General features: G+C 71.2%; 25 protein-coding genes and 1 pseudogene. 14 read left to right on the top strand and 12 right to left on the bottom strand.

Going from position 1 to position 24,440, the window contains the following annotated elements:
* Position 1 precedes the first annotated feature (1 nt).
* The 5 genes and pseudogenes from ACIBK5_RS41390 (at position 2) to ACIBK5_RS41370 (ending at position 3,470) form a co-directional block, all read left to right on the top strand.
* On the top strand, positions 2 to 1,297 hold the full coding sequence (locus ACIBK5_RS41390) for a peptide synthetase (RefSeq protein WP_399028275.1): 1,296 nt from the start codon (positions 2 to 4) through the stop codon (positions 1,295 to 1,297).
* On the top strand, positions 1,297 to 2,658 hold the full coding sequence (locus ACIBK5_RS41385) for a family 43 glycosylhydrolase (RefSeq protein WP_399028273.1): 1,362 nt from the start codon (positions 1,297 to 1,299) through the stop codon (positions 2,656 to 2,658). The genes ACIBK5_RS41390 and ACIBK5_RS41385 overlap by 1 nt, the downstream gene beginning before the upstream one ends.
* Positions 2,655 to 2,801: pseudogene (locus tag ACIBK5_RS41380) on the top strand (hypothetical protein); the annotation flags it as partial. The gene ACIBK5_RS41385 and the pseudogene ACIBK5_RS41380, both read left to right, overlap by 4 nt.
* An 85-nt stretch (positions 2,802 to 2,886) precedes the next feature.
* Positions 2,887 to 2,970 (top strand): hypothetical protein, encoded by an 84-nt coding sequence (locus ACIBK5_RS41375; RefSeq protein WP_399028338.1) that lies wholly within the window; start codon positions 2,887 to 2,889, stop codon positions 2,968 to 2,970.
* Between the two features lie 38 nt (positions 2,971 to 3,008).
* Complete coding sequence (locus ACIBK5_RS41370) at positions 3,009 to 3,470, top strand: hypothetical protein (RefSeq protein WP_399028336.1); 462 nt, start codon at positions 3,009 to 3,011, stop codon at positions 3,468 to 3,470.
* A gap of 112 nt (positions 3,471 to 3,582) precedes the next feature.
* Here the strand turns inward: ACIBK5_RS41370 and ACIBK5_RS41365 are convergent, their stop codons facing one another.
* Positions 3,583 to 3,933 carry a winged helix-turn-helix transcriptional regulator gene (locus tag ACIBK5_RS41365; protein ID WP_399028271.1) on the bottom strand — a complete coding sequence of 117 codons (351 nt, stop codon included), beginning with the start codon at positions 3,931 to 3,933 and terminating at the stop codon, positions 3,583 to 3,585.
* 50 nt (positions 3,934 to 3,983) lie between these two features.
* Here ACIBK5_RS41365 and ACIBK5_RS41360 point away from each other — a divergent pair, with 50 nt between their 5' ends.
* The 3 genes from ACIBK5_RS41360 to ACIBK5_RS41350 all read left to right on the top strand — a co-directional run bounded on the left by ACIBK5_RS41360 (position 3,984) and on the right by ACIBK5_RS41350 (position 7,901).
* Positions 3,984 to 4,871, top strand: a complete 888-nt coding sequence (locus tag ACIBK5_RS41360; protein WP_399028269.1) for an NAD(P)-dependent oxidoreductase — start codon at positions 3,984 to 3,986, stop codon at positions 4,869 to 4,871.
* Between the two features lie 211 nt (positions 4,872 to 5,082).
* Positions 5,083 to 6,282, top strand: coding sequence for an AAA family ATPase (locus ACIBK5_RS41355; protein WP_399028334.1), 1,200 nt, complete (start codon positions 5,083 to 5,085; stop codon positions 6,280 to 6,282).
* Positions 6,279 to 7,901 carry a vWA domain-containing protein gene (locus ACIBK5_RS41350; RefSeq protein ID WP_399028266.1) on the top strand — a complete coding sequence of 541 codons (1,623 nt, stop codon included), beginning with the start codon at positions 6,279 to 6,281 and terminating at the stop codon, positions 7,899 to 7,901. The genes ACIBK5_RS41355 and ACIBK5_RS41350 overlap by 4 nt, the downstream gene beginning before the upstream one ends.
* A gap of 76 nt (positions 7,902 to 7,977) precedes the next feature.
* Here ACIBK5_RS41350 and ACIBK5_RS41345 read toward each other — a convergent pair whose 3' ends face one another.
* Positions 7,978 to 8,349 (bottom strand): VOC family protein, encoded by a 372-nt coding sequence (locus ACIBK5_RS41345; protein ID WP_399028264.1) that lies wholly within the window; start codon positions 8,347 to 8,349, stop codon positions 7,978 to 7,980.
* Between the two features lie 177 nt (positions 8,350 to 8,526).
* Between ACIBK5_RS41345 and ACIBK5_RS41340 the strand changes: the two genes are divergently transcribed.
* The 4 genes from ACIBK5_RS41340 to ACIBK5_RS41325 all read left to right on the top strand — a co-directional run bounded on the left by ACIBK5_RS41340 (position 8,527) and on the right by ACIBK5_RS41325 (position 11,797).
* Positions 8,527 to 9,192 (top strand): hypothetical protein, encoded by a 666-nt coding sequence (locus ACIBK5_RS41340; protein WP_399028332.1) that lies wholly within the window; start codon positions 8,527 to 8,529, stop codon positions 9,190 to 9,192.
* Positions 9,193 to 9,414: 222 nt separating this feature from the next.
* Positions 9,415 to 9,939, top strand: coding sequence for a DUF2269 domain-containing protein (locus ACIBK5_RS41335; RefSeq protein ID WP_399028262.1), 525 nt, complete (start codon positions 9,415 to 9,417; stop codon positions 9,937 to 9,939).
* Positions 9,940 to 10,008: 69 nt separating this feature from the next.
* Entirely contained in the window at positions 10,009 to 10,596 is a 588-nt protein-coding gene (locus tag ACIBK5_RS41330) for a TetR/AcrR family transcriptional regulator (RefSeq protein ID WP_399028259.1), read from the top strand.
* Positions 10,597 to 10,600: 4 nt separating this feature from the next.
* Positions 10,601 to 11,797 carry a GDSL-type esterase/lipase family protein gene (locus ACIBK5_RS41325; protein ID WP_399028257.1) on the top strand — a complete coding sequence of 399 codons (1,197 nt, stop codon included), beginning with the start codon at positions 10,601 to 10,603 and terminating at the stop codon, positions 11,795 to 11,797.
* Between the two features lie 6 nt (positions 11,798 to 11,803).
* Here ACIBK5_RS41325 and ACIBK5_RS41320 read toward each other — a convergent pair whose 3' ends face one another.
* The 7 genes from ACIBK5_RS41320 to ACIBK5_RS41290 form a co-directional block, all read right to left on the bottom strand.
* Positions 11,804 to 12,454, bottom strand: a complete 651-nt coding sequence (locus ACIBK5_RS41320) for an RraA family protein (protein WP_399028255.1) — start codon at positions 12,452 to 12,454, stop codon at positions 11,804 to 11,806.
* Between the two features lie 10 nt (positions 12,455 to 12,464).
* Positions 12,465 to 14,489 (bottom strand): HelD family protein, encoded by a 2,025-nt coding sequence (locus ACIBK5_RS41315; RefSeq protein ID WP_399028252.1) that lies wholly within the window; start codon positions 14,487 to 14,489, stop codon positions 12,465 to 12,467.
* A gap of 42 nt (positions 14,490 to 14,531) precedes the next feature.
* On the bottom strand, positions 14,532 to 15,155 hold the full coding sequence (locus ACIBK5_RS41310) for a TetR family transcriptional regulator (RefSeq protein WP_399028250.1): 624 nt from the start codon (positions 15,153 to 15,155) through the stop codon (positions 14,532 to 14,534).
* A 25-nt stretch (positions 15,156 to 15,180) separates the two neighbouring features.
* On the bottom strand, positions 15,181 to 17,370 hold the full coding sequence (locus ACIBK5_RS41305; RefSeq protein WP_399028248.1) for a phosphotransferase family protein: 2,190 nt from the start codon (positions 17,368 to 17,370) through the stop codon (positions 15,181 to 15,183).
* 257 nt (positions 17,371 to 17,627) lie between these two features.
* Positions 17,628 to 18,503: a winged helix-turn-helix domain-containing protein gene (locus tag ACIBK5_RS41300; RefSeq protein ID WP_399028247.1), complete on the bottom strand. Its 876-nt coding sequence runs from the start codon at positions 18,501 to 18,503 to the stop codon at positions 17,628 to 17,630.
* Positions 18,504 to 18,707: 204 nt separating this feature from the next.
* Entirely contained in the window at positions 18,708 to 19,421 is a 714-nt protein-coding gene (locus tag ACIBK5_RS41295; RefSeq protein WP_399028245.1) for an HAD family hydrolase, read from the bottom strand.
* 29 nt (positions 19,422 to 19,450) lie between these two features.
* On the bottom strand, positions 19,451 to 20,302 hold the full coding sequence (locus ACIBK5_RS41290; protein ID WP_399028330.1) for a GntR family transcriptional regulator: 852 nt from the start codon (positions 20,300 to 20,302) through the stop codon (positions 19,451 to 19,453).
* A 197-nt stretch (positions 20,303 to 20,499) separates the two neighbouring features.
* Between ACIBK5_RS41290 and ACIBK5_RS41285 the strand changes: the two genes are divergently transcribed.
* Complete coding sequence (locus tag ACIBK5_RS41285) at positions 20,500 to 20,688, top strand: hypothetical protein (protein WP_399028243.1); 189 nt, start codon at positions 20,500 to 20,502, stop codon at positions 20,686 to 20,688.
* On the opposite strand, the gene ACIBK5_RS41280 is transcribed toward ACIBK5_RS41285, so the two are convergent.
* From ACIBK5_RS41280 to ACIBK5_RS41270, 3 genes are all read right to left on the bottom strand, one after another.
* Entirely contained in the window at positions 20,683 to 21,594 is a 912-nt protein-coding gene (locus tag ACIBK5_RS41280; protein ID WP_399028240.1) for a FadR/GntR family transcriptional regulator, read from the bottom strand. The two genes, ACIBK5_RS41285 and ACIBK5_RS41280, sit on opposite strands and share 6 nt — an antisense overlap.
* Before the next feature lie 231 nt (positions 21,595 to 21,825).
* Positions 21,826 to 23,079 carry a GNAT family N-acetyltransferase gene (locus tag ACIBK5_RS41275; protein WP_399028238.1) on the bottom strand — a complete coding sequence of 418 codons (1,254 nt, stop codon included), beginning with the start codon at positions 23,077 to 23,079 and terminating at the stop codon, positions 21,826 to 21,828.
* Between the two features lie 77 nt (positions 23,080 to 23,156).
* On the bottom strand, positions 23,157 to 23,789 hold the full coding sequence (locus ACIBK5_RS41270; RefSeq protein ID WP_399028236.1) for an aerial mycelium formation protein: 633 nt from the start codon (positions 23,787 to 23,789) through the stop codon (positions 23,157 to 23,159).
* A gap of 212 nt (positions 23,790 to 24,001) precedes the next feature.
* Between ACIBK5_RS41270 and dtd the strand changes: the two genes are divergently transcribed.
* Positions 24,002 to 24,427, top strand: a complete 426-nt coding sequence (gene dtd / locus ACIBK5_RS41265; RefSeq protein ID WP_184909966.1) for a D-aminoacyl-tRNA deacylase — start codon at positions 24,002 to 24,004, stop codon at positions 24,425 to 24,427.
* Positions 24,428 to 24,440 lie beyond the last annotated feature (13 nt).

Below are 24,440 nucleotides of genomic sequence, written 5' to 3'. Positions count from 1 at the left end.
CATGGAACAGGGCCGCGTCGTTCGGCCGCTGGGGGCGTTCGAGCGCACCATCGACTTCTACACGCACCGCAACCCCGTCCAGTTCTCGCTGGTCGCCGAACTGGACCACCGGGTGTCGGCGAGAACGCTGGCTTCGGCGCTCGCGGCGCTGCGGGATCGGCATCCGTTGCTCGGTGTTGCGGTCGACCGCACCGCGCCCGAGGCGGTGTTCCGGGCGTGCGAAGGAGCGATCCCCCACGAGACCGCCGCCGACGGCACTCCCTGGCAGTCCGTCGTCGCCGTCGAGCAGACGCGGCCGATCCCCCCGGAGCCCGGGCCCCTGGCCCGTGCCGTGCTGGTACCTCGGGAGTCGGGGTGCGCCGTGGTGCTCACGTTCGCTCACCAGATCGCTGACGGTGTCGGCGGTCTGCGGGCGCTGCTGGACCTGGTGGCGGCCTTGGGCGGTGAGGAGTTGGCGCGGGGGGATGTTCCTCAAGCGCAGGAGGAGCTCCTCGCCCGCGTGGGCACGGCGGCGGATTCCGGCGAGACCGCGACCGGCACGCCTGCGGACTCCGGTGAGACCGCGACCAGCACGCCTGCGGAGGACGACGAGCGCATGAGCGCGGTCGGCGAGCTCGTCCCCTTCTCCGGGCGCAGGCCGCACGTCGATGCCCTCGCCCTGGACCAGGGACTGACCGCGCGGCTCGTCCGCCGCTGTCGCCAGGAGCGCACTTCGGTGCATGCCGCGCTCTGCGCCGCTGCCACGGTGGTCCTTCACCGACGGGGGCGGGAGTTCGTGCGGGTACTGAGCCCGGTGGATCTGCGGCGTGCGGCCGGCCTGCCCGATGAGGTGGTGGTCCGGTTCGCAGGTGCCCGAACGGGAAGCGCCACGCATGGCGTGGAGGGCTTCTGGACGCTTTCTCGTCGCACCCGCGCATCGCTTTCCCGTCAGCGCACACCGGCCGCGCTGGCGGCCGGAGCCGCGGCTCTCGCCGCACATCCCCCGTCAGGCTCCGGCGACGCCGAGGCCATGATGACCGCGGCCACCGCGGCCGACCTCCAGATCACCAACCTCGGGGTCGCACACCCGAGTCGGCAGGGCCCCTGTGCGCTCTCCGCTCTGTGGGGCCCCGCGCAGATCACTCAGCTGCGCGGCGAGCACGTACTCGGTGTCGTCACGGTCGGAGGGCGACTGCGGATGACGGAACTGACCCACGACCCCGTCCCCGGGCTCGTCCCGGAGATGGGCGCCGTGCTGGCCGAAGCCTGCGCCGAGTCACCTCGCGGACTTCCCGACGACGAAGGAGAACGTGACTGATGACCAGCTCTGACAGCGGCCTGCCCCGACGGTCCCTGCTGGCGGGCGCCGCCGGCCTGGGCGTGGCGGCACTGCCCGCGGCCGGACCTGCCGCACAGGCGGCTCCCGCACCGACGGCGCCTGCCCGGAGCAGGGCCGCGCCGCTGGGGCGCCACCCGTCGAACTGGCCCGATCCCGAGCCCTACGGACGTGCCGACACCCGCCTCGACCTGTGGCCGCGGGAGGACAACTCCTTCCTCCTCCCACTCGAACGGCGCCCCCGTGACGAGGAGCTCGGCCGGGTGTGGATACGCGACACCTACGTCAACTGCTTCACGGTCGAGGGCCGTCCGGTCTACGTCGCCACAGGCACCACCCGCGCGCCCGGACTGGACGGGCCCGCACCGTGGAACGACGGGATCTTCGTGTGGGTGGCCCCCTCCCTCGAAGGGCCGTGGAAACTCGCCGACACCACCGGCATCCGGCCCGGCGCCGAGAAGGGCAAGGTGTGGTCACCGGAGTTCGCCGGTGAGAACCGGCCCGGACGCACGGTCGTCGCTCCGTGGCAGGAGTACTGGCACGACGACCGGTTCGGCAAGCGCGGCGAGGTCTGGGCCCCGGAACTGCACCACTTCCGCGGCAAGTGGTACATCGTCGCCTGCACGGGCGACCACTCCCGCAAGGTCGGCTCGTTCATGCTGGTGAGCGAGGGCGGCGCGGAAGGGCCGTACCGGCTCGTCGAGGGCAACCTCGACGAGCCCTTCGGCAACCCGCTCCCCGACGGGCCGGACGTGGTCGAGCCGGGCGCCTACTTCCACATCGACGGCAGCCTCTACTGCGAGGGCCGGGACGCGTGGCTCGTGCTGCACAACGACCTGTACGCCAGGTTCCGGGACGACATGGAGGACATCGTCCCGGCCACGGACCTCCCGAGGTTCCGGCAGCAGCGGTACTCACCCGAGCCGTACCGCGAAGGCGCCTACGTGTTCAGGTACGAGGGCAGGTACTACCTCCTCCAGGCCATCTGGGACCTGACGTCGGCGAATCCCGACGGCACCACGCGATACGCCTACGACACTCCCGGAGCGGGTCGCCGGCAGTACCAGTACGACGCTGTCGTCGCCGTCTCGGACACCTTCGAGGGTCCCTACTCCGAGCGGTGGACCGCGGGCGTCGGAGCCGGCCACAACAACTTCTTCACGGACCATCACGGCCGACCGTGGGCGACGTTCTTCCGCAACCCGGCCGCCGGCTACTGGTCCCACCCCTCACGCAAGGCCGACACCGCCGTGCCCGGTGTCGTGCGACTCGAATGGACCGGCCCGGCGGGTGACCGGCTGTACGTCGAGCGCCGGAACCGTGACGGCACGGACGGCGGTTGACCCAGTGGACGCCATCGACTCTCGCTCGGTGGTGGCCGCGGCGGGGCGTCGATGACAACCCCGGCGGGAGCGATGCTGCGGATCACCAGGGTTGGCAAGGCGAGCGGGTCTGGCACACGTATGACAGGGACTTGACGATGTCCGCCGTCTTTCGGTGCGGCGGCCTTGTCGGGCTGACCTGGACGTTGCGGCCCCTGGCGGAATGCCACGGGAGGATGGACCGCCTCGGTGACGACCTGGCTGGAGGCCGGAGAGCAGATGTCGTCCCTGGCGTCGGACATCGAGGATTTTCTCGCCGGAGAGCAGCCATGACAGCGGACAGGGCAGCAGACGTGACAGCAGACATGCGCATGACCTGGACGCTGGATGGACACGGCTGGGCCGGCTGCACCGTTGAGGATCACCAGGCGAAAGCGGAGCTCACCGCGTCCTACATCACCAGTGCTCCGGAGGAGTTGCTGACCGCCTTGTCCCGGCTCGTCGCCGGGCAGACGGAGACCCGCGCACAGTTCGAAGCCGAACCAACGGCCTACCGCTGGATCTTCTACCGCGAAGGCGACGACAGCTGGGTTCGCGTGCTGGAGCTGCGACACGGCAGCGATCACGACAACAAGGGCACCGAGATCTGGTCAGCCCATCTCTCCATCGACGCACTCGTCCGAGCCGCGGTCCGCTGCTTCGACGAGGTGGCTCGGTCCTATGGCGAGAGCGGCTACCGCGGCAAATGGGGCGAGCACTTCCCCCGAACCGAACTCGAGGCCCTCAGGAATCTCTGGCACAGTCACCGCCGACGCGACGACGCACAGCCCTGAGTAGCCACCTTTTTGTGGGTACTTGGCGATGACCGACCAGGGGGCGACCCTGGTGAAGGGCGGCCGGAGGGTCGTCAGACGCTGGTGAGGAGCGGGGTGACGAGGCGATGGGTCAGGAGACCGACCGATTGTCGGCGAGCTTTTCCAGGCGGCGGTGGCCCCAGTCGGAGAGGGGAGCAAGCGCCTCGGACAGCTCTCGACCGAATGCGGTCAACGAGTACGTGGTCTTCAGCGGGAGCACGTCGTGCACCTCCCGGTGCACCAGCCCGTCGGCCTCCATCTCGCGCAGCGCCTGAGTCAGCACCTTCTCACTGAGACCCGGCAGCAGCCGACGCAGTTCGCCCGGGCGGCGCGGACCCGACTCCAGTAGCCAGAGCAGAGCCGTCTTCCACTTTCCGTCGATCACGGCGATGGCCGCGGTGACCCCGCAGACATTCGGGTCCTGGGCACGACTGCGCGTCACTTTCGCCCCTTTCGTAATGGTTTGCCGGTATCTTTCATGGGAGTTGAGCGATGTCCCCACACACCGAAGAGTCTGCCGTCACCGTCCTCGGCTTGGGGCCGATGGGCAGATCCCTGGCGGGCGCGTTCCTGGACGCCGGCCGACGGACCACGGTCTGGAACCGTACGCAGGGCCGGGACCGTGAGCTGGCCACGCGGGGCGCGGTCAGTGTCCGGTCGGTCGAGGAAGCCGTTGCCGCAGGCCGTGTGATCGTGGTCTGCGTGGTGAACTACGACGCGGTGGACGCCATTCTGCGGCGAGAAGCGGTCACCGGCGCGCTCAAGGGGCGCACGGTGGTCAATCTGACCGCCGACACACCGGACCGGGCCCGAGACACCGCGGCGTGGGCGGCTGAGCACGGTGTCCGCTACCTGGACGGCGCGATCATGACACCGACCACGACCATCGGAACTCCTGCCGCCGTGTTCCTGCACAGCGGCCCGGAAGACGTCTACCGCGAGGTCCGGCCCGCCCTGGAGGCGCTGGGTGGCACCCACACCCACCTCGGCGAGGACATCGGCCGGGCCGCGGCCTACGACATCGCGCTGCTCGACATCTTCTGGACCGCGATGGCGGGCTATGTGCACGCCCTGGCGGTGGCGCGGGCCGAAGGCATCACCGGACGTGAGCTGGCACCGTTCGCCAAGGGCATCGGCGACATCCTCCCGCCGATCTTCCAGGAGGCCGCGGAAGAAGCCGACAACGGCAACTACTCCGGCGACGGCAACCCGATCACCTCGGCCGTCTCGTCCATGGCACACATCGTCCACACCTCCGAGGCGCACGGCATCGACGCGGGAGTGATGCGCGCGGCCGAGGGCATGGCACGCCGAGCCATCGGACGGGGCCACGGCACCGACGGGTTCCTACGGATCACCGAGCTCCTGGGCCGTCGCTGAGAAGACATCAGCTCTGCCTCACACCACCCAAGCGGGTTCGCCCAGCAGCGGCCGGAAGCGGGCGCCGGAAGCGGGCGAGGGTCACGCCGTCGCCCGTAGCTGTACGGAGCGAACCGCCGACACACGGCCCATGTCGCTCGCGGCCGTCGTAGTTTCGGGGAGGCAGCCGTCCCGGACGGCCCAGCACAGCGCCACCGCCGAGGAGTTGATGATGGACGTACACGACGCTCAGAACACCGCCCAGAGACTGCGGGCGATCGGCGACGAGTTGTCGGAGCGGTTCTACGAGCGGGACGACGTGGTGCGGACGCTGGTGGTGACGCTGCTGGCGGGGCAGCACTCGCTGGTGCTCGGGCCGCCCGGGACGGCGAAGTCGGAGCTGGCCCGGGAGCTCACGGGCCGGGTCGAGGGGGCGGCCTACTGGGAGATCCTGCTGTCGAAGTTCACCGCGCCGACGCGGATGTTCGGTCCCATCGACGTCGCCGCGCTGGCCCGGGGCGAGTACCGCCAGGTCTACGACGGCCGCGCCACGACCGCGCACATCGCCTTCATCGACGAGATCTTCAAGTGCTCCACGGCCGCCCTGAACGAGACCCTGGGCTACCTCAACGAGCGGATCTACCACCCCGAGAACGGCGGCGAACCGATCCGCTGCCCCCTCATCGGGGCCATCACCGCCAGCAACGAGCTGCCCAGCGGTGAGGACTCGGCCGCGATCTACGACCGGCTGCTGGTGCGGATCGAGGTCGGATACCTGGAGGACCCCTCGAACTTCGCCGCGCTGGTCCGCTCCGCCGTCGGCCGCCCGGCGGCACCGGAACGGACCACGATCGAGCTGGCCGCCCTGCGGCACGCCGTGACCGAGGCCGTGCCGGGCGTGGACGTCCCCGACGCGATCGTGGACGCGGTGTGCACACTGCGGGCCGCCCTGCGCCGCAGAGAACTCGTCGCCTCCGACCGCCGCTGGCGACAGGCGGTGGGGCTGCTCCAGGCGTCCGCGTACCTCGACGGCCGCCCCGAGGTCGTTGAGGCCGATCTGTCGGTGCTGACACACGTGCTGTGGGACTCCCCCGCCGAGCGTCCGGCCGTCGAGCGCGAGGTGCTTCACCTGGTCAACCCCGACGCCAAGGAGGCCCTCGACCTCTCCGACACCATCGAGGAACTGGAGGCCCAGCTCGACGCGATGGCCGGGCAGTCCCGCGAGGCGCTGAGCGACTGGGTCATCAAGAAGGCCCACAACCAGCTCGCCATGGCCGGGAAGCGGCTGGAGAAGCTACGCGCCGAGGCAGCGAGCGCCGGCCGCTCCACCGCCGCCATCGACCGGGTCACCGGCCGCCAGCGCGCCGTCCGCGCCCGCGTGCTCACGGAGGCCCTCGGCATGGACGCGAGCATGGTGCAGGCGCAGCTGTGACAGGCGACGGACCGCACCGGCTCGAGGAGTTGGGGCGCCTGGGCGGGAAGTGGCTGAGCCTGTCCGCCGCCATACGCACGCGGCACACCGACGCCGTGGTCGCGGACCGTTTCGACCGGCTCACCTGGCGCGACACCTACGAGCAGTCGGCCGGACTGCGCGAGCTGGCCGAGGAGCTGAAAGGAAGTAACAGCCACGTCGCCGACCTCCTGACGGACGTGTTCCTGGCCGCCTACAAGGTCAAGCCCCGGCTGCGCGAGCCCGCCGACATGGACCCCGCCCGGCTGGTCCAGCACCAGGTGGTCACCGCGCTGCTGGAGTCCCCGGACTTCGCCGCACTGCACCGGGAGACGGCCGGCGACCCCTACGCCGCCGCCATGGCCGTACTGGCCCAGGCAGGCGCGTTGCGCGGACTGCTGGAGCGTGCGCGGCAGGCCCAGGAGCGGGCCGAGCGGGCGGGAAAGGCCCAGCAGGACACCGAGAACGCCGCCACCGCCGTAGGAGAGGCACTGCGGCAGGCCGCCGAACAGACGGACGAGGACGGCATGGTGCCGCCCCCGGCCGCCGACGCCGTACAACGGGCGACGGAGAACGCCGAGGCTGCCGAGTCCGCCGCACGGCAGGCCGCACAGGAGGCGGCGGAAGGCCTCGCGACCGCGATGCCCGGAATCCGTGCCGCCGCGCGGACCGCCACGGCGAAGGCTGCCGCGTCCGTACGCGATGAGGCCGCGCTGATGCGGGCCTGGGGCGTCGGCCCCGGTGAGCTGGAGCGGATGCCGTTCGGCGACCGCGCCCGACTCGCCGAACGGCTGTCCACCGGGCGGCTCGCCCAGTGGGCCGAACTGATCGGCCGCTTCCGGCAGATGGCCGGCGGCGAGCGCGCCCGCAAGGTGGGGAACGCCACCGGGGAACTGGTCGGCGTCACACTCGGCGACGACCTGTCCCGCATCGTCCCCTCCGAGCTGGCGGCCCTCGGCCTGCCCGAGCTGCGTGCGGTGTTCGCCGTGCGCTACGCCGCCGGGGAGCTGATGCTCTACGACAGCCAGGGAGAACAGGCCACCGGCCGGGGCGCGATCATCGCCTGCGTCGACACCTCGCACTCCATGTACGAGTCCGGGCCCGGCGGCATCACCCGGGAGGCGTGGGCCAAGGCGTGCGCGCTGGCACTGCTGGACCAGGCCCGCCACGCGGGGCGTGACTTCGTCGGCATCCTCTTCTCCGCCGCGGACCGGCTTCAGGTCTTCCGCTTCCCGGCAGACGAGCCCTCCGGCATCGCCCGGACCCTCGACTTCGCGGAGACCTTCCTCGGCGGCGGCACCAGCTACCAGGCACCCCTGAGCGCGGCCGCCGACCTGCTGGAGGAGGAGTTCAACGACGCCTCCCGCAGACGCGGCGACATCGTGATGATCACCGATGACGACTGCGGCGTCACCGAGGAGTGGACGCGCGGCTGGAACGAGGCCAAGCACCGGCTCGGTTTCCGCGTCTTCGGCGTGGCCGTCGGCGCCCCACGCGTCGCCGAGGCCGACTCGGTCCTGGACACCCTGTGCGACAACCTCCGCGCGGTGGAGGACCTCACGAACGTCCACGCGGCCGCCGACCTCTTCCGCGTGATCTGACGCCGGGCACGACACGCAGGTCACGACACGAAGGTCGCGTCACGCCGCTCAAGGCACGCCGGTCACGGCACACCGCTCAGGACAAGCCTCCGACGATGCAGAAGGGATGCCCGGCCGGATCCGTGAGGACCCGCCAGCTGTCCTCCTGCGGCTGATCCGGTCTACCCGCCCCCATTTCCAGCAGCCGGGCCTCGGCCTCATCGACGTCCACGACCCTGAAACAGCAGTGCAGTTGCTGCGGAACGACCTGGCCGGGCCAGTTCGGAGCCCGGTAGTCGTCGACCCGCTGAAAACCGATGTTGAACCCGCCCTCACCGTCCAGCGTCGCGAACTCGGCGTTCGACTTCGGGTGGAGCCCCAGTCCGGTGGCTTCCTGGTAGAACGCCGCCAGGGCGAGCGGATCAGGGCAGTCCAGGGTGATCGCGCTCAACTTCATCAGTGGGGTCATGGGGCGCCTCCGTGCCGATCGATGGGGACTCTGGCCGTGCACACCCTAGAAGCGCTGATCGCGAAACCGTTCGACAAATCGGGTCGGGCACGGCCATGATCCGCACTCGTGACGACTTCGCAGAAGCTGCCGCTCCTCCGGGCCGCCGCCCGGAACAACGCCGAGTGGTGTGCGGCGATGTGCCGGGCGCACGGGGTGACGGGCGAGTTCGGGGCCGAGGCCTGGGCCGCCCGGGGTCGGACGCCGCTCTACTACCCAGACGCGGTGACGCTGGAGCCGGACGCCGGCCGCGACGCGCTCGTGGCACGGATCGACACGGCCTCGCCCGGCGCCTCGGTCAAGGACAGCTTCGCCGACCTCGACTTGGCGGAGGCGGGGTTCCGGGTGCTGTTCGAGGCGCGGTGGATCCACCGTCCGGCCGGGGCGCCCACCGCGGCACCCGACCTCGCCTGGGACGTGGCGGGCGACCCGGACACCCTGCGTGCCTGGGCACAGGCCTGGGACGACGGCGCCGGGAACGCGGACCTGTTCCGTCCCGGGCTGCTCGCCGACCCGGAGACCTTCGTGATCCTGGGACGCTCCGCCGACGGCACCGACTCCGCCGACGGCCGAGTGGTCGCCGGAGCGGTGGCGACCCGCAGTGAGCACGTGGTCGGTGTCTCGAACGTCTTCGGGCGGGACGGCGGGACCGACGCGGCCTGGCCACTAGTCCTGCACGCCCTCACCTGGCTCTTCCCCACCCTGCCCGTCGTCGGCTACGAGCAGGGCGACGATCTGGCAGTCGCCCTCCAGCATGGCTTCGAGCCGATCGGACCGTTGCGGGTGTGGACACACGACGGGTAGTGCTCCGGTCCGGCATCACGGCGCCGTCATCGAGCCGACGGTGAAACGGAGTTCCGGGTACGCCGCCCGGGCCAGTCCGGCCTTGCCAGGGCCGCAGCCCAGGTCGGCGACCGGCCCGATCCGGCCGGTTCCTTGAGACGCACCCCGTACTCCGACGCCAGTACGCCGGCTTACTCCCGCGGGGAGACGACCGCGCCCCACCGCCCCGGCAGCGTGTTCCCCATGACTCCGAAACTCAGCCGCCCCGCCCGCCGGGCCGCTCTCGTCGTCCACGTCACCGCCTCCGCGAGCTGGCTCGGGCTCACGCTCGGGCTGCTCGCGCTCGGGGCCACTGCGGCCACCACCGGGTCCGCCGTGACCGTGGAGGCGTCCGTCCGGGCGATGAAGCTCTTCGCCGACTGGCTGCTGCTTCCCGTCGCGTTCCTCACGCTCCTCAGCGGTCTGGTGCTGTCGCTGGGGACCGCGTGGGGTCTGGCTCGGCACCGGTGGGTCTACACGAAGTTCTGGCTGACCCTCGCCACGACGACCGCCACGGTGTTCGCCCTGCGCCCCGGCGTGAACTACGCGGTCACCACCGTCGCCGCGGGCGGTCCGCTGCCCGACGCCGGAGACGTGCTGATGGGGCCGGTCGTCTCGCTGTCCGCCTACGTCTTCATGACGGTGATCTCGCTGCTGAAGCCCTGGGGCCTGACCAGGCGGGGCAGGAGGCTCCGCACGCCCGCCCGGCGCACCCTCCAGGACGCCTAAATCCGGGTCCCACTTGCCTAAAGGTATTAGGCGGATGCACAATCCATTCAGGCAGAAGGGAGAAGCCGTATGGCACGCGTGGGACTCACCCCCGAGCGACTGACCGCAGCAGGCGCCGAACTCGCCGACGAGGTCGGCTTCGACCAGGTGACCGTCTCGGCGCTCGCCCGGCGGTTCGACGTCAAGGTCGCGAGCCTGTACTCGCACGTGAGGAACTCCCAGGACCTCCGGACCAGGATCGCCCTGCTGGCGCTCGCGGAAATGGCCGACCGGGCCGCCGACGCCCTGGCCGGACGGGCCGGCAAGGACGCCCTGGCCGCCCTCGCCGGTGTGTACCGCGACTACGCCCGGGAACACCCCGGCCGCTACGCCGCGGCCCAGCTGCGGCTCGACCCGCGGACGGCGGCCGCGAGCGCGGGCGTCCGGCACGCCCGGATGACCCGGGCCCTGCTGCGCGGCTACGACCTGACGGAACCGGACCAGACCCACGCCGTCCGCCTGCTCGGCAGCGTCTTCCACGGGTACGTCAGCCTCGAGCTGGGCGGCGGGTTCAGCCACAGCGCCCCCGACACCGACGACACCTGGGTCCGGATCATCGACGCCCTCGACACGCTGCTGCGCAACTGGCCCGCGCCCCCCACGGATCCCCGAGGCTGACACCATGCACACCGATCACACCGAGCACACCGAGCGCGACTGGATCACCACCCCGCTCACGGCCGACCTGCTGCGCGGCGCCCTCGACCTGGAGCGCACCGAGCACGGCCTGCTCCCGCACCGGCTGCCCGCCCGGGCCCGCGCCCAGAACACCAACGCCCAGCTGGCCATGGCCGAGGCCCAGCCCTCGGGCGTACGGCTGGTCTTCCGTACCGCCGCGACGGCCGTCGAACTCGACACGCTGCGCACCAAGCGCGACTACGTCGGTTTCCCGTCCCGCCCGGACGGCCTGTACGACCTGCTCGTCGACGGCCGCCCGGCCGGCCAGGCCTCCGGGACCGGGGGCAACGTCCTCACGGTCGACATGGCCACCTGGGAGGGCGAGGTCACGCCGGGCCCGGTGGGCACCGTCCGCTTCACCGGCCTGGCGTCGGGAGAGAAGGACGTCGAGATCTGGCTGCCGCACAACGAGACCACCGAGCTCGTCGCCCTGCGCACCGACGCGCCCGTGGCGCCCCTGCCGGACCGGGGCCGCAGGGTGTGGCTGCACCACGGCAGTTCGATCAGCCACGGCTCCGACGCCGCGAGCCCCACGGCCATCTGGCCCGCGATCGCCGCGTCCCTGGGCGGTGTGGAACTGGTCAACCTCGGTTTCGGCGGCAGCGCGATGCTCGACCCTTTCACCGCGCGTGCCATGCGGGACACCCCGGCCGACCTGATCAGCGTCAAGGTGGGCATCAACATCGTCAACGGGGACGTGATGCGGCTGCGCGCCTTCGGCCCGGCCGTGCACGGTTTCCTCGACACCATCCGCGACGGGCACCCCGACACCCCGCTGCTGGTCATCTCCCCCATCCACTGCGCGATCCACGAGGACACCCCCGGCCCCACCGCCCCGGACCTCAGCGAGATCGAGAAGGGCCGGCTGCTGTTCGCCGCCATGGGCGACCCGGCGGAGAAGCGGGCCGGGAAGCTCACGCTCGGCGTCATCCGGGAGGAACTGGCCCGCATCGTGCGGCAACGCGCGGCCGACGACCCGAACCTCCACCACCTCGACGGCCTCGCCCTCTACGGCGAGTCCGACGCCGCCGAACTCCCTCTCCCCGACCACGTCCACCCGGACGCCGCCACCCACCGCCACATCGGCGAACGCTTCGGCGCCCTGGCCTTCGGCACGGGAGGGGCTTTCACGGAACGCTGAGCCGACTCAGCCCCCGAAGCCCTCGAAGCCCCTTGCCCCCTCGAACCCCTGCTCCGCGAGGGCCTTCTCGATCCGCGCCCGGTGGGCCGACTCCCAGTCGTCCAGGGTCTCCGCGGCCTCCTTCGCCAGCTTGGCGCGCGCCGCGCTGAGCACCTCCTCGCGTCGGGCCCCGGGCACCACCACGACGCCCTCCTCGTCAGCGACGACCACGTCACCGGCGTCCACGCCCACCCCACCGCAGGTCACCCGCTCGCCCAGGGGCCCCGCGGCCGACTTGGTGCCCGGGATGGGGATCACACCGCGTGCGAACACCGGGAAGCGGGCCTCCCGTACCTCGGTGAGGTCGCGGATCAGCCCGTCGAGGACGAAGGCGGTGACACCGCGACGCTGGGCGACGGCGCAGACGTTGCCACCGGCCAGCGCGTAGTCCAGGTCGCCCGACTCCACGACGACGACCGAACCCGGCTCGGCCCGGTAGATCGCAGCGTGCAGCATCAGGTTGTCGCCGGGCGGGCACCGCACGGTGAAGGCCGGTCCTGCCACCCGCGGCACCGGCCCCCACAGGGGCCGGATCCCGATGTCCATGACCTGCCCGCGGCCCAGCAGATCGGCCAGCGTGGTGGTGGGGATCTCCGTGAACGCGTCCATGTCAGCCATGGCACGGACCCTACGCTTCCCGGAAAGGCAGCGGCCTGGCCCGCACCACCTCCAGCCTCGTCACCGCCCGAGTCAGCACCACGTACAACCGGTGCAGCCCCCGTTCCTCCGCCTCGGCGATCGCCGCAGGCTCGACGGCCACGACATGGTCGTACTCAAGTCCCTTGACCACGCTCGCCGGCACCAGGGCCACCCGCGCGCCGAGTTCGCCAGGCCCGGCCGCCTCGATACCGGCCGCGTCCAGGGCCGCCCGCACCCGGGGCAGCTCCGCGTCCGCCGCGACGACCCCGACCGAGCCCTCCCGCCCCAGTGCGTCCCGTACGGCGTCCACGACCGCCGCCGGCACCCCGTCCGGGTCCGTCTCCCGCATCCGCAACTCCCCGTCCCCGCGCAGCGAACGGGCCGCCGGCACGTCCACGTCCAGCCGCTCCAGCAGCCGGTTGGCGAGGCCGACGACGGCCTGCGGGACGCGGAATCCCGTGGTCAGTTCGACCACGGCCGCGTCCGGTTTCCCCAGGTGCGCCAGGACTGTCGGCCACGACCGTGCCGCCCACGGCGTCGTCCCCTGCGCCAGATCGCCCAGCACCGTCAGCGAGCCGAAGGGCGCCCGGCGCGCGATGGCCCGGCACTCCATCGGGGACAGGTCCTGCGCCTCGTCGACGACGACATGCCCGTACCCCTCCGGATGCTCGATCAGCCCGGCCACCTCGTCGAGCAGCACCAGATCGGCGGCCGACCAGCGCGCCGACTTCCACGACCGGGGCGGCTTGCGCCACAGCAGCGCCCGCTGCTCGGCGCCGTCCAGCAGCCCGTCGGCCGCCCCGGCCAACACCTCGTGGTCGGCGAGCAGTTCGGCCACGACCTCCTCCGGCCGCACCCGGGGCCAGACGGCGTCGAGGTACCCGGACACCGGCCGGGACCGCTCGACCCGGCGCACCCAGGCGTTCGTCGGCGGCCCGGCCCGCCGCTCCACCCGCTCACGCAGACACCGCACGATCCGTGCCCGCACCCGCTCCCGCCCGACCCCGTACGGCGGTTCCTCCTCCCGTACGTCCGCGACGAGCCGCGCCAGCTCAGCCTCGGGCACCCGCCAGCGGTACGACCCGTCCGGCACGGCGAGCGAGCCCGCCCCCGCAGTGCGCACGCGCGCGTACAGCGCCCGCCGCAGCACCTCCGCCATCCGGGGGTCGTGCTTGACGACGGCGGCGGACTCGTCGTCGGTACCGCGGACCGGCCACCGGGCGATCTCCTCGGCGAGGGTCGACTGCCGCACCCCCGTCTCACCGAGGGCCGGCAGCACCTCCGCGATGTACGACAGGAACGTGCGGTTGGGCCCGAGGATCAGCAGGCCGCCGCGCCGGATGCGCTGCGGGTGCGTGTAGAGCAGATACGCCGCCCGGTGCAGGCCGACGGCCGTCTTGCCGGTGCCCGGCGCACCCTGCACGCACACCGACAGCGCCAGGTCCCCGCGTACGAGGTCGTCCTGTTCGGGCTGGATGGTCGCGGCGATGTCCCGCATGGGCCCGACACGAGGCCGTTCGATCTCCCGGGCGACGATCCGGCTGGCCCGGCTCTCCCCCTGCCCCAGGTGCTCGTCCTCCAGGCCGGTGAGGTCGCCGGAGTCCCCGCGGCTGCCGGGCGCCCACCCGAACCGCCGGCGTACGGCGACGCCCTGCGGGTCACGGGCCGATGCCTGGTAGAAGGCACGCGAGACAGGTGCGCGCCAGTCGACGACGAGGGGCGGTTCGGCCGGGTGCTCGGAGATCCGCAGCCGCCCGATGTGCAACTGCCCCTCCTCCGCCCGCAGGGCCCCGAAGAACAAGGGCCCCTCGGGCAGCTCACGCAGCTCCTTGGCACGGCTGCGCAGCCGGTACCCGAGCACCTCCGCGTCGGCGCCCGACGCCGAGACGTCCTCCCCGACGACGACCTGTTCACCGGCGCCCTCGACCATCGCGGCGAGAGCGTCCCGGCAGCGTTCGTGATGGGCGCGTTCACGGCTGAGGGCATGCCGGAGGGCAGGTTCGGTCGATGTCATTCCACCGAGCGTACGGCAAAAAACGTAACCGAGTTAAATTTATTACTCAGCCTCACCCTGAAGCCGAGGCGGCAGTCCCGCCGCCAGCCGGCCGAACGCCCGCTCAGCCGCCGCCACCGCGTCCCCCCGCACATCAGCCACCCGCTCCCCCGCAGCGATCCGCCGCCAGTTCTCCAGCGCGAGCACCCGCAGTACGGCCATGATCTGCCCGGCCGCCAGCCGCGCGTCCAGATCACCCCCGAGCACCTCGGCCAGCGCGGCCTCCGACCGCTCCTGGTGCGTATGCGCACGGGCGACCAGGGAGGGCGTCCCGTAGAGCAGGGCATGGAAGGCGAGCACCTGGGGATGGTCGTTGAGCCCGGTCACGGGGTCGGACCGCTCCAGCCCTTGAAGAAAATGCCGCCGCAGCGCCTCCACGGGCGGCCCGTCCGCCTCCGCCACCACCCGCGCGGCCTCCCCCTCGTGGTCGGCGATCCGGTACAGCACCAGATCCTCCTTGGCCGGGAAGTACCGGAACAGCGTCGGCTTGGAGATCTCGGCCGCCGCCGCCACCTCGGCGACGGACACCGCGTCGAACCCCTTCTCCAGAAAGAGCCCCACCGCGATGTCCGACACCACCTGGTACATCCGCCGCTTCTTGCGCTCACGCAGCCCGGTCTCGCTCATGGGGGGAGCCTACGCAGAGGCGCGGCTAGGCCAGGGCGCGGGCGAGATACGGGTTCGCCGTGGATCTGACCGGGAGGCCGAGCGAGCCCGTGGCGACCGCCAGCGTCACGGCGTAGGAGTCCACCGCCCGCCGCACGTTCGGGGCGTCCAGGCTCGCACCGGTCACGATGCGGTCCAGATCGACGTACGCGGACCGCACGATCTCCAGCCAGCGGTACACCCGCCAGTCCTTGCGCCAGTCGCGGGTGTACTCGGCGGGCAGCCGCCGCTCCCAGCGGCGGAACATGCGGTCCCGGATCTCCGGCCGGGTCGGCGTGAGGTGCATGTGCCGGACGAGGTCGTAGAGGGGATCGCCGACGACGGCCATCTCCCAGTCGATGATGGTCAGTGCCAGGTGGTCGTCGCGCCGTACGAGGTTCCAGGGATTCAGGTCCCCGTGCAGCAGGGCGGGCTCCCGCCGGCTCACCTCGTGCCGGGAGAGGATCAGCTGCAACCGGTCCGCGTCGGGCAGCCCGAGATGCCGGGCGAGCTGCTGCGACTCCTTCGGCAGCTCCCGTACCAGCGAGATGAGCTGGTCCCGCAGCCAGCGGTGGAAAGCGCCCTCACCGGCGGTCGGATCGACCTGTTTGTACCGCACCCGCGTCAGGGCGCAGAGCTGGTCCACCAGACCGTCCGCCTCGTGCGGCAGCAGTCCGTGGACGGGGTGGTTGGGGGGCCGGTCGACGTCACGCGGTCCGACGTAGGTGTGCAGGGCGATGGTGTCGCTCTGGAAGGTCTCGCCCAACGCGAGCACCCTCGGCGCCGCCACCTCGATGGACGACTCCTCGATCGCGCGCAGCACGGTGTGCTCGCTGAGGAAGCCTCGTTCCCTGCGGCACACCTCGGGCAGCTTCCGCCGCACGACCACGGGGGAGTCGACGCCCGGCACCGACACCACCGTGTTCAGGTGCGCGGTCCCCTTGAAGACCCTGCCCGCCGGGGCGGCACCCTCCGCCAGCAAGGCCTCCCGGACCGCGCTGGACGGAAAGTCGGGACGCTCCGGAACACGCCGGTCGGGCCGCCACTCAAACGCCTTCGCGATCCAGGCCCGGCCGCTGATGTCCCCGTTCATACGCGACACCAGCCAGCGGAAGAGCGCCCGCCTGATCTCGCCCTCACGCGGCACGCTCCCGAGCCGCAGCGGCTCGGCCGCCGCGTCGAGGGCACGTCGCACCTGGGCCGTCGCCTCGTCCAGACTCGTCTGCGTGAACGATTCCTCGAGGGACCGGGCGGCCCGCATCACGTCGGGGAAGACCGACTGGGCCCGCTCGAACGCCAGATAGTGCCGCAGATCCTTGGCCAGTCCGTTGACGGCGGCCGGCCGGACCTCCTGCATGGCCTCGGCCCACGCGTCGACCACCTCGGCCCACTGGTGGGCCGGGTACCGCATGCGGACGAGGTGCGTGGCGAGGTCGTGCAGCGGGTCGCCGTAGGTCGCCAGCTCCCAGTCGACGCAGATGAGGGGTGGGTCACCCGCGTAGGACACGATCACGTTGTCCCGGTGCAGATCGGCGTGGAGCAGGCTGTAGGGCCGCCGGGCCATGGCGGGGACCCGCCCGGCCAGTCCGGCGAGAGCGTCCTCCGGGATGCCCAGCGCCGCGAACAGCCCGCCGAAGGAGGACCAGTTGGGCCGCCTGATCTGGCGGTCGGCCAGGTGGACCAGTGTCTGGAGGAAACCCTGGCTGTCCGTGTCGTTACGGGGCCAGGCGGACGGCAGTGCGGGCAGTGCCCCACGCCGTACCTGGGCCATCTGGGCGAGCAGGCCGGCCAACGCCCTGATGAGCAGGGTGTCGACGGGTTTGCCGTTGTCGCAGACGCTGGAGAGCGGCACGCCCTCCACAAAGCTGTGGATCGCGAAACCGTTCCGCTTGACCAGGCACTGCGGCGCGTGCGGCAGGATCCCCCGGACGGCCTCGAGGATCTCCGCCTCGTTCTGCCAGGTCCGGATGACCACGGGCAGCGCGTCCGGCCGCCGGATACGGACGGTCACGGACGTCCCGGCCTCACGTCCGACCAGCCGGGCCACGTCCTCCGTCAACGGCAGGACGAAGTTCTGGTTGTGATGGCCGCTGCTCGCCTGGCCCAGCTCGGCGGCCAGCATGACGAAGGCCCGGTAGGCGGCGTCGTGCGAGGCGCGCTCCCCGAGGAAGGGACGGGGAAGAGGAGGTGCGCCCACGGGCCGCTCCGGAAGTACGAGAAGGGGAGGACGGTATGGCAAACGGTAGGTTCGCGGCCGGTGACGCGCATGGCAGGTGAGCCAATGCGGGTGGATTTGCCACCCATCCGCATGAGACGGCGTTCACTCGCTCTATGGTGGCCGGTTGCCCCTTCGGGTACGAACGAGGACAGGCGTTTGACTCAATCGGTGCGCGGTGCGGGAATGCTACACCCAGCCGCCCCCATGGCCCCCTCGCGCCTCACCCGCGCTTTTCGTCACTCCGGTCGCTCGGCCAGCAGGTCCCAGACCGAGTCGTACCACCTGCGCATGGTGTCCACGAAGATGGTCCCGGCCGAGTCCGGATCGCCGTCCTGCACGTGGTGCGTCAGCGTGGCGCCGAGGCCCAGGACGTCGAGCGCCCGCACCTGGTCCCCGCTCTCCAGGACCAGGGCCCGCTCGACGACCCGGTACAGGCCGTGCAGCACCTCGGCCTCGTTGATCACATAGAGCTTGAAGGTCGGTGTGAGGGGGGCGTGCCGGATCTCCAGGTCGACGGAGGGGACCAGCTTCTCCGCCCGCAGCCCCTCCAGCACCTGGTGCAGGGATTCCGTGCTCCGCCTGGTGATGGTGCGGAAGCGGTCCCGCAGCCGGGGGGCGTCCTCGTCGTTCACGGCCCGGGGGTAGGGCAGCTCCAGCGACTCGGACGGCAGGAGCATGCGCAGGGCGATGCGCTCGGGCGCGATGACGCCGGCGCGGATGCGTTCGTCCTGGCGGCGGATGTGGACGTCCAGCGACTCCGACGTCAGCGTGTAGACGTCCAGGGTGACTTCGCGCTGCTCGAACGCCTCGCTGATGAGCGGGTCCAGTGTCATCGGCCGCCGGGACCGGGTGGCCCTGGCCGTCTCCGACTGGATGTGCTGGTTCTTGATGACCCGGGCCCTGGTCCCCTGCCGGTTCTCGATCCAGCTCTCGTTGCCCAGTTCCTGGATGACCCGCTGCACGGTGTCCCTGGAGACTCCGAACTCCTCGGCCAGCTCACGCTGCGAGGGCAGCAGGGCCCCGCGCGGATACGTCCCGTCCGCCATCCGCGTCCGCAGCTCCTCCGCCACATGCCGGAACGCCTTGCCGTCACCACTCCGCCTGGCAGTCACATGACGTACGTACCGCCACCGGCCGACAAGCAAACAGGTTTGGTTCAGGCAAGCAGTCCGTCCAACTTGCCGGTTAAGGGATCAAGTTGACCGGGCATGCCTGATATCAGCAGGCAACCAGGCAAGTTGGCCGACGAGTTGCCTGACCCGCAGGCCAGGACGGGAGGCGACGCCGTGACGATCCAGTGGGGTCCGGGAGCCGGCCTAAGCCCGCAGGAGCGCCAGCAGCGGTTCCAGGGACGTCAGGACCACGTCGGCCCCGGCCGCCTTCAGGAGCTTGGCCTTGCGTTCGTTACGCGCGTAGCCCAGGAACGGCACCCCGGCCCGTGCCGCCGCCTCGTGGTCGGAGGGCGTGTCGCCGATCATCAGCGCGTCGGACGGGGCGGCACCCATCGCGCTCAGCGCCCGGTTGAGGCAGTGCGGGTCCGGCTTCAGATGGTGGAGTTCCTGGGTGCGGCCGTAGATGTGGGGCTGGAAGCAGGGGACGAGGCCGCGGCTCGTGAGGTACTCGGCGACCACGAGCGGCGAGTTGTTGGTGGCGATCGCCAGCCGGGCCCCCACCGCCGTCCAGGTGCGGATCAGCGGGTCCGCGTACGCGGTCGGCATCGCCGAAGACGCGGCCAGCCGCTCCTCCTGGGTGAGACGTGCCTCCAGATCGGCGACGAGATCGCTGCCGGGGTGCCGGCGGTCCACGGCGCGCAGCACGACATGCGGGTCGAGGGACTCTCGCTCGCCCTCCGTCAGCAGCCCGTGCAGTCCCCGGCCCTCCAGCCAGGAGACCAGGTCGCGCGCCACCCGCTCCGCCGAGTGGTTGGCGAACAGACGGCAGATGGGCCCGTCGAAGTCCCACAGGACGACGCGGGCGCGTCTGATCAGATTCCGGAGTTCGTGCGGATCGCTTTCCGTCTGGACTGTCACCGCACCAGTCTGCGCCGTATCAGAAGTCACTAGGAGAGTGTCAGGTCCGTCGTGATGGTTTCCCAGAGGGCGTCGAACCACTTCTGGGATTCCTGGACGAACGCCGCGTCCCGCTGACCCGCTCGTTTCGTGAAGGAGAAGAGGAGGGACTGGGAGCCGAGGACGTCGTACATGTCCAGGGTCCGGCTCCCCCACTCCTCCTCGCGCCTGGTCAGCATGTAGTAGCCGATCAGCGCCTCCTCCTGGTTGAGGAGGTACAGCTTCACCGGCGGGGTGAAGGGCAGCGCGCGGAACGTGACGTGCACGTCGATGCCGTGTGTGGAGCGCAGGGCCAGGAAGTTGTGCTGGAGGACCTGGCCCTGGGCGTTGCGCATGGCCAGCCAGCGCTGGTGGACCGGGTTGTCGTCGTCGTGGGCCTCCACGGGGACGGGGAAGGCCAGCTCGATGTCCCGGGAGGGGACGAGGATGCGGACGTCGATCGACTCGGGGTGGATCCGGCCCTCGTGGATCAGGCGGAGCGGTTCGCCGATGGCGACCATCAGGGTCTCCGCCGTGTGGCAGACCACGTCCACGCGGACGCGGGGGGCCGAGAACGCCTCCGTCAGGCGTGGCGCCAGACCGACCATCGTCGGCTGGGGCTCGCCCCGGGACGGAGCGGGCGCGGCGATCCGCGGCGGGCTGCCCTTGCTGACGTTGGTGAGGAGACCGTCCTCCTGGAGGGCCCGCAGGGCCTGGCGGACGGCTCCGCGTTCCACGCCGAACTCCTCCGCGAGTTCGGCCTGGGTGGGCAGGCGGTCCCCGGGCTTGAGCTCACCCGTGCGGATGCGTTCCCGCAGGTGGTCGGCGATCTCCTGGGGCGAGAGCCTTCTGCTGCCGTTCACTGCCACGTTCTCCGCCACGTCCTCCGCCACGTCCGCCTGGATCACGACCAAACGCTACAACTCTGATCCATCTGGCGGGAGTTGTTTGAAAGTTGTTTATGAGTAGGGGCCAAGTGGGGACAACTTAATCAGAGTTGGTTGCCAACTTACCTGAGTTGGCGGAAGTTTTGCTTCCGAACTTCCGAAGGGGGAATCCAATGCCCGCCCTCACTCTTCTCGCCGCCATCGCGGTCGTCGCCTTCGAGCAGTTCGTCCAGTGGAAGTACGGCCCGGTCGGCATCATCGGCCTGCTCCTTCTCACCGTGGGGCTCAAGTCCAACAACTCGGCGGTCAGCTCCACGGGAGCCGTCGTGCTGGCGCTGCTGGTGCTCAGGACCGCCCTATGAGCTCGTGAGCACCAGCTCCGAACTGATCGTCTCCCACAGCGCGTTGAACCAGAGGTGCGACTGCTCGACGAAGGTCGTGTCGCGCAGTCCGGGCCCCTGCCGGAAGGAGAACAGCATCGACTGGGTGCCCTGCGCGTCGTACATCTCCATCTGCTCGTGGTCGATCTCGGCCTCCCGGCGCGTCAGCGTGTAGTACGCGAACAGCGCCTCCGAGCCGTTGAGCAGGTACAGCTTCACGGGCGGGGTGAAGGGCAGCGCCCGGAACGTGACGTGCACGTCGATGCCGTGCGTGGCGCGCAGGGCCAGCAGATTGTGCTCCAGGACCTGGCCCTGGGCATTGCGCATCGCCAGCCACCGCTCGTGCACCCAGTCGTCGCCGCGCCCCTCGACCGGCACCGGGAAGGCGAGGTCGATGTCCCGGCTCGGCAGCAGGACCCGGACGTCGACCTTGGCCGGTTCCAGCCGTCCGGCGTGGATCTGCCGCAGGGGTTCGCCGATCGCCAGCGTGAGGGAGATGGAGGTCAGGCACACCGCGTCGATCTCGACGTGCTCCGCCGCGAACGCCGCCGCGATCCGGGGCGCCAGGCCCACCGTCGTGGGCAGTGGCGGGGCCTGCGGGCCGGTCAGCGCCCTGGCGGGGTCGGAGGCGACGGTCGCCGGGCTGCCCTTGGACACATTGGTGAGCAGCTGCTCGGACTGCAGGATGCGCAGTGCCTGGCGCACGGCACCGCGCTCGACGCCGAACTCGTCGGCGAGCTGCGCCTGCGTCGGCATGCGCTCACCGGACCGCAGCACTCCTGACCTGATCCGGGCGCGCAGTTCGTCGGCCACCTGTTGATGTGTTCTCTGTGGCCGTTGCGACCTCTTCCGTCCATTGACGGAGGTGTGTTCCGGGTCCACAACCAAACAGTACAACTTCCCGCCATCTTCCGGCAGTTCAGCGCAGGGTGGTTATGAGACGCTCCCAAGCGGCTATAAGTACAGAGAAGTTGGTCGCCAACTTATGCAACATGGTCAGACGGGCCTCCCTTCCGGAGGGGAGCCGGGAGCCCGGTCGGTGAGCACCACCGCACAACAACCACAACCGAACAGCTCGCTACGGATGCGGGTCCCTGTCCGCCGGCAGAAGGGAGCGGCTCAGAACATGTCCGGGCACCAAGGCCGCCTGGACGTACGCAGCAGGGCGTCGGCCTTCCGGGCGGCGCCCGCTCGTTCTTCCCGCACCCGCCCCAGCGCCGCCAGCCGCACCGCCGACTCGTCCCCCAGCCACAGCGCGCCCAACTCGCCCAGTTCCAGAGTGAGTTCCGCGCTCTCGGTGGTCGGCGTACAGGACGCTCCCTCGGCGGAGGCCTCCAGCCGGTACCGCCCGCCGGTCAGACCGTCCACCCCGGCGACCTCCAGCACCAGCGTCCCCTCCTCCTCGTACGTCCGCGCCTCCAGCGCCCGTACGACGTCCAGGATCCGCACCCACAGGAAGTCCGCCAGCGACGTGATCCTGGCCGCCCGGGGGTCCGGCAGGAAGTGCGGGAGCAGGTCGTCGGGCGCCCGCCAGCCGCTCTTCACCCGCATGACCCAGTCGATGGAGCAGAGGTACTGCCACAGAGCGCGCTCCGCGGCCGGTGTCACCCCGGTCAGCCATCTCACGGTCGCCGTGTTCAACGGCTGCTTGGCCTCGCCCCAGTTGTCGTCCACGTCGTAGGCGGCCATGCCCTCGACCTCGCCGGACGCCGAGCGGTACACGGCGAAGAAGGGCATCTTCCACTCCGGGTCGAACCGTACGGCGCCGGTGTTCACCTTCCACCAGAACTCGTCGCGGCTGACGGCGCCGGGCTGGATGCGGCACAGCCGCTCGTGCAGGTCGGGGCCGAGCTTGCGGACGTCGTCGCCGTCCACCAGGTCGATCCGGCCGCCGCCCGCGGGGCCCGACCGGCGGGCGTCGAGGCCGGCGCGCGGCACATCGACCGTCCACTCGGCCATCCAGGCCGCCGGCCCGAAGCCGTACCGGCCGTAGATCGGGTACTCGGCGGCGATCAGCGTCGCGACGACGTCACCGCGGTCCTTGGCGGCCGCCAGGTCCCGCGCCATCATCCGGCTGAGCAGCCCGCGGCGGCGGTGGGTGGCGGTGACGGTGACCCCGGTGACGGCGTCGGCCGGCACGCTCGCCCCGCCCACGACCGTGAGCTGCTGCTCGAAGGACCGGAAGGTCGCCACACACCGGCCACCGTCGAAGGCGCCCAGGAAGCGGCCCGGGACGAAGTTCCGGCGACGGCCCTCGATCTCCTCCGCGGAGACGACGGGCCCCCGCAGGAAGCCGGTGTGCACGGCACGCAGCCACTCGGCGTGCTCGGCTTCGGCGATGGGGCGTACGTCTATGTCGGCTTCGCTGGTCATGGGCTCACGCTAGGCGGAGGGCCGGTCGGTGTCGCGCGGATTTCCCGGCACCGGCCCTCCCCCTGACCGGGAGCGGCTCAGACCAGCAGGTCGTCGACCTGCGCCTCCCCTTCGCGGTAGCGGCGGGCGATCTCCGTACCGCACTCGTCGGCCGTGCGCTGGAGCCGCTGCCGCCGCCGGGAGACCTGCTGCTCGTAGCGCACGAGCCGCCCCATCGCCGTGTTCAGCTCCAGATCCGTCCGCGCCCCCAGGTCGGACAGCTCGACCTCGCCGAGCATCTCCGCGGCCAGCCGCCGGGACTCCTCGCCCTGCGGGGTGGAGAGCGTCACATGGCGGGCGGAGGAGCGGTGCCGGGCCGGGGCGTCCCGCAGGATCTCCGCCAGCCGCTCGACGACGGACACCTCCGCGGGCGCCGCGACGGCGGCCGCGTCCGCCGGTGTACGCCGTGCCAACTCCGCGCGCAGGATGTCGATCCGCCCCTGGAGCAGCCTCCGTACATAGCTGAGGTCGGCCTCGTCGCGCTGGGCCTCGCGGCGCAGGGTGCGCAGCTCGGTCAGGCTCAGCGCGGTCTGATCGGGCTCGGGAGCGTCCGAGGGCAGCCGCGGGCTGTCCGTGCGCTGTGTGGGCGGCCGGTGGTACTCCGTCGCCCCGATCCCCGTGTACGTCGACCAGACAGCCCCCGACTGCTGCCCGGTGCTGGATGTGCTCATGTGCCTCAACCGTCCCCTCGACCGGTGTGTGCATGCATCGTGCCACCCCAAGTGGCCGCTATGGGAACGAGTGCCCCCGATAGACCCCAGATGGGCGGTTAAGCAGCAAAATACGGCCGCGCGCGGCCCGTTGGCGCCCGGCGCAAACCACCCGTTCGTGCCATGCGCACACCACCCGCGGCGTGACGTTCACCGCCCTGCATGATGGACGTATGCGAGCAGTGGTGCAGAGGGTGGACGGCGCGAGCGTCGTCGTGGACGGCGAGACCGTGGGCGCGATCGAGGGCGAGGGGCTGTGCGTCCTGGTCGGCGTCACGCACGAGGACACCAAGGAGAAGGCGGCCCAGCTGGCCCGCAAACTGTGGTCGATCCGCATGCTGCACGACGAGAAGTCATGCAGCGACATCGACGCCCCGCTCCTGGTGATCAGCCAGTTCACCCTCTACGGAGACGCCCGCAAGGGCCGCCGCCCCACCTGGAACGCCGCCGCCCCCGGCGATGTCGCCGAGCCGCTGGTCGACGAGGTGGTGGCCCAGCTGCGCGCGCTCGGCGCGACGGTGGCCACGGGCCGCTTCGGGGCGGCGATGCGTGTATCACTGACGAACGACGGCCCGTTCACCGTGCAGATCGAAATCTGACCCGAAAGGTCTA

Origin of the sequence: Streptomyces sp. NPDC050546 (assembly GCF_044457425.1) — a bacterium.
In the GTDB taxonomy this organism is placed as follows: Bacteria; Actinomycetota; Actinomycetes; order Streptomycetales; family Streptomycetaceae; genus Streptomyces.
The sequence above is the reverse complement of the archived record's forward strand: the minus strand, read 5'-3'. Positions and strand labels throughout refer to the sequence as shown.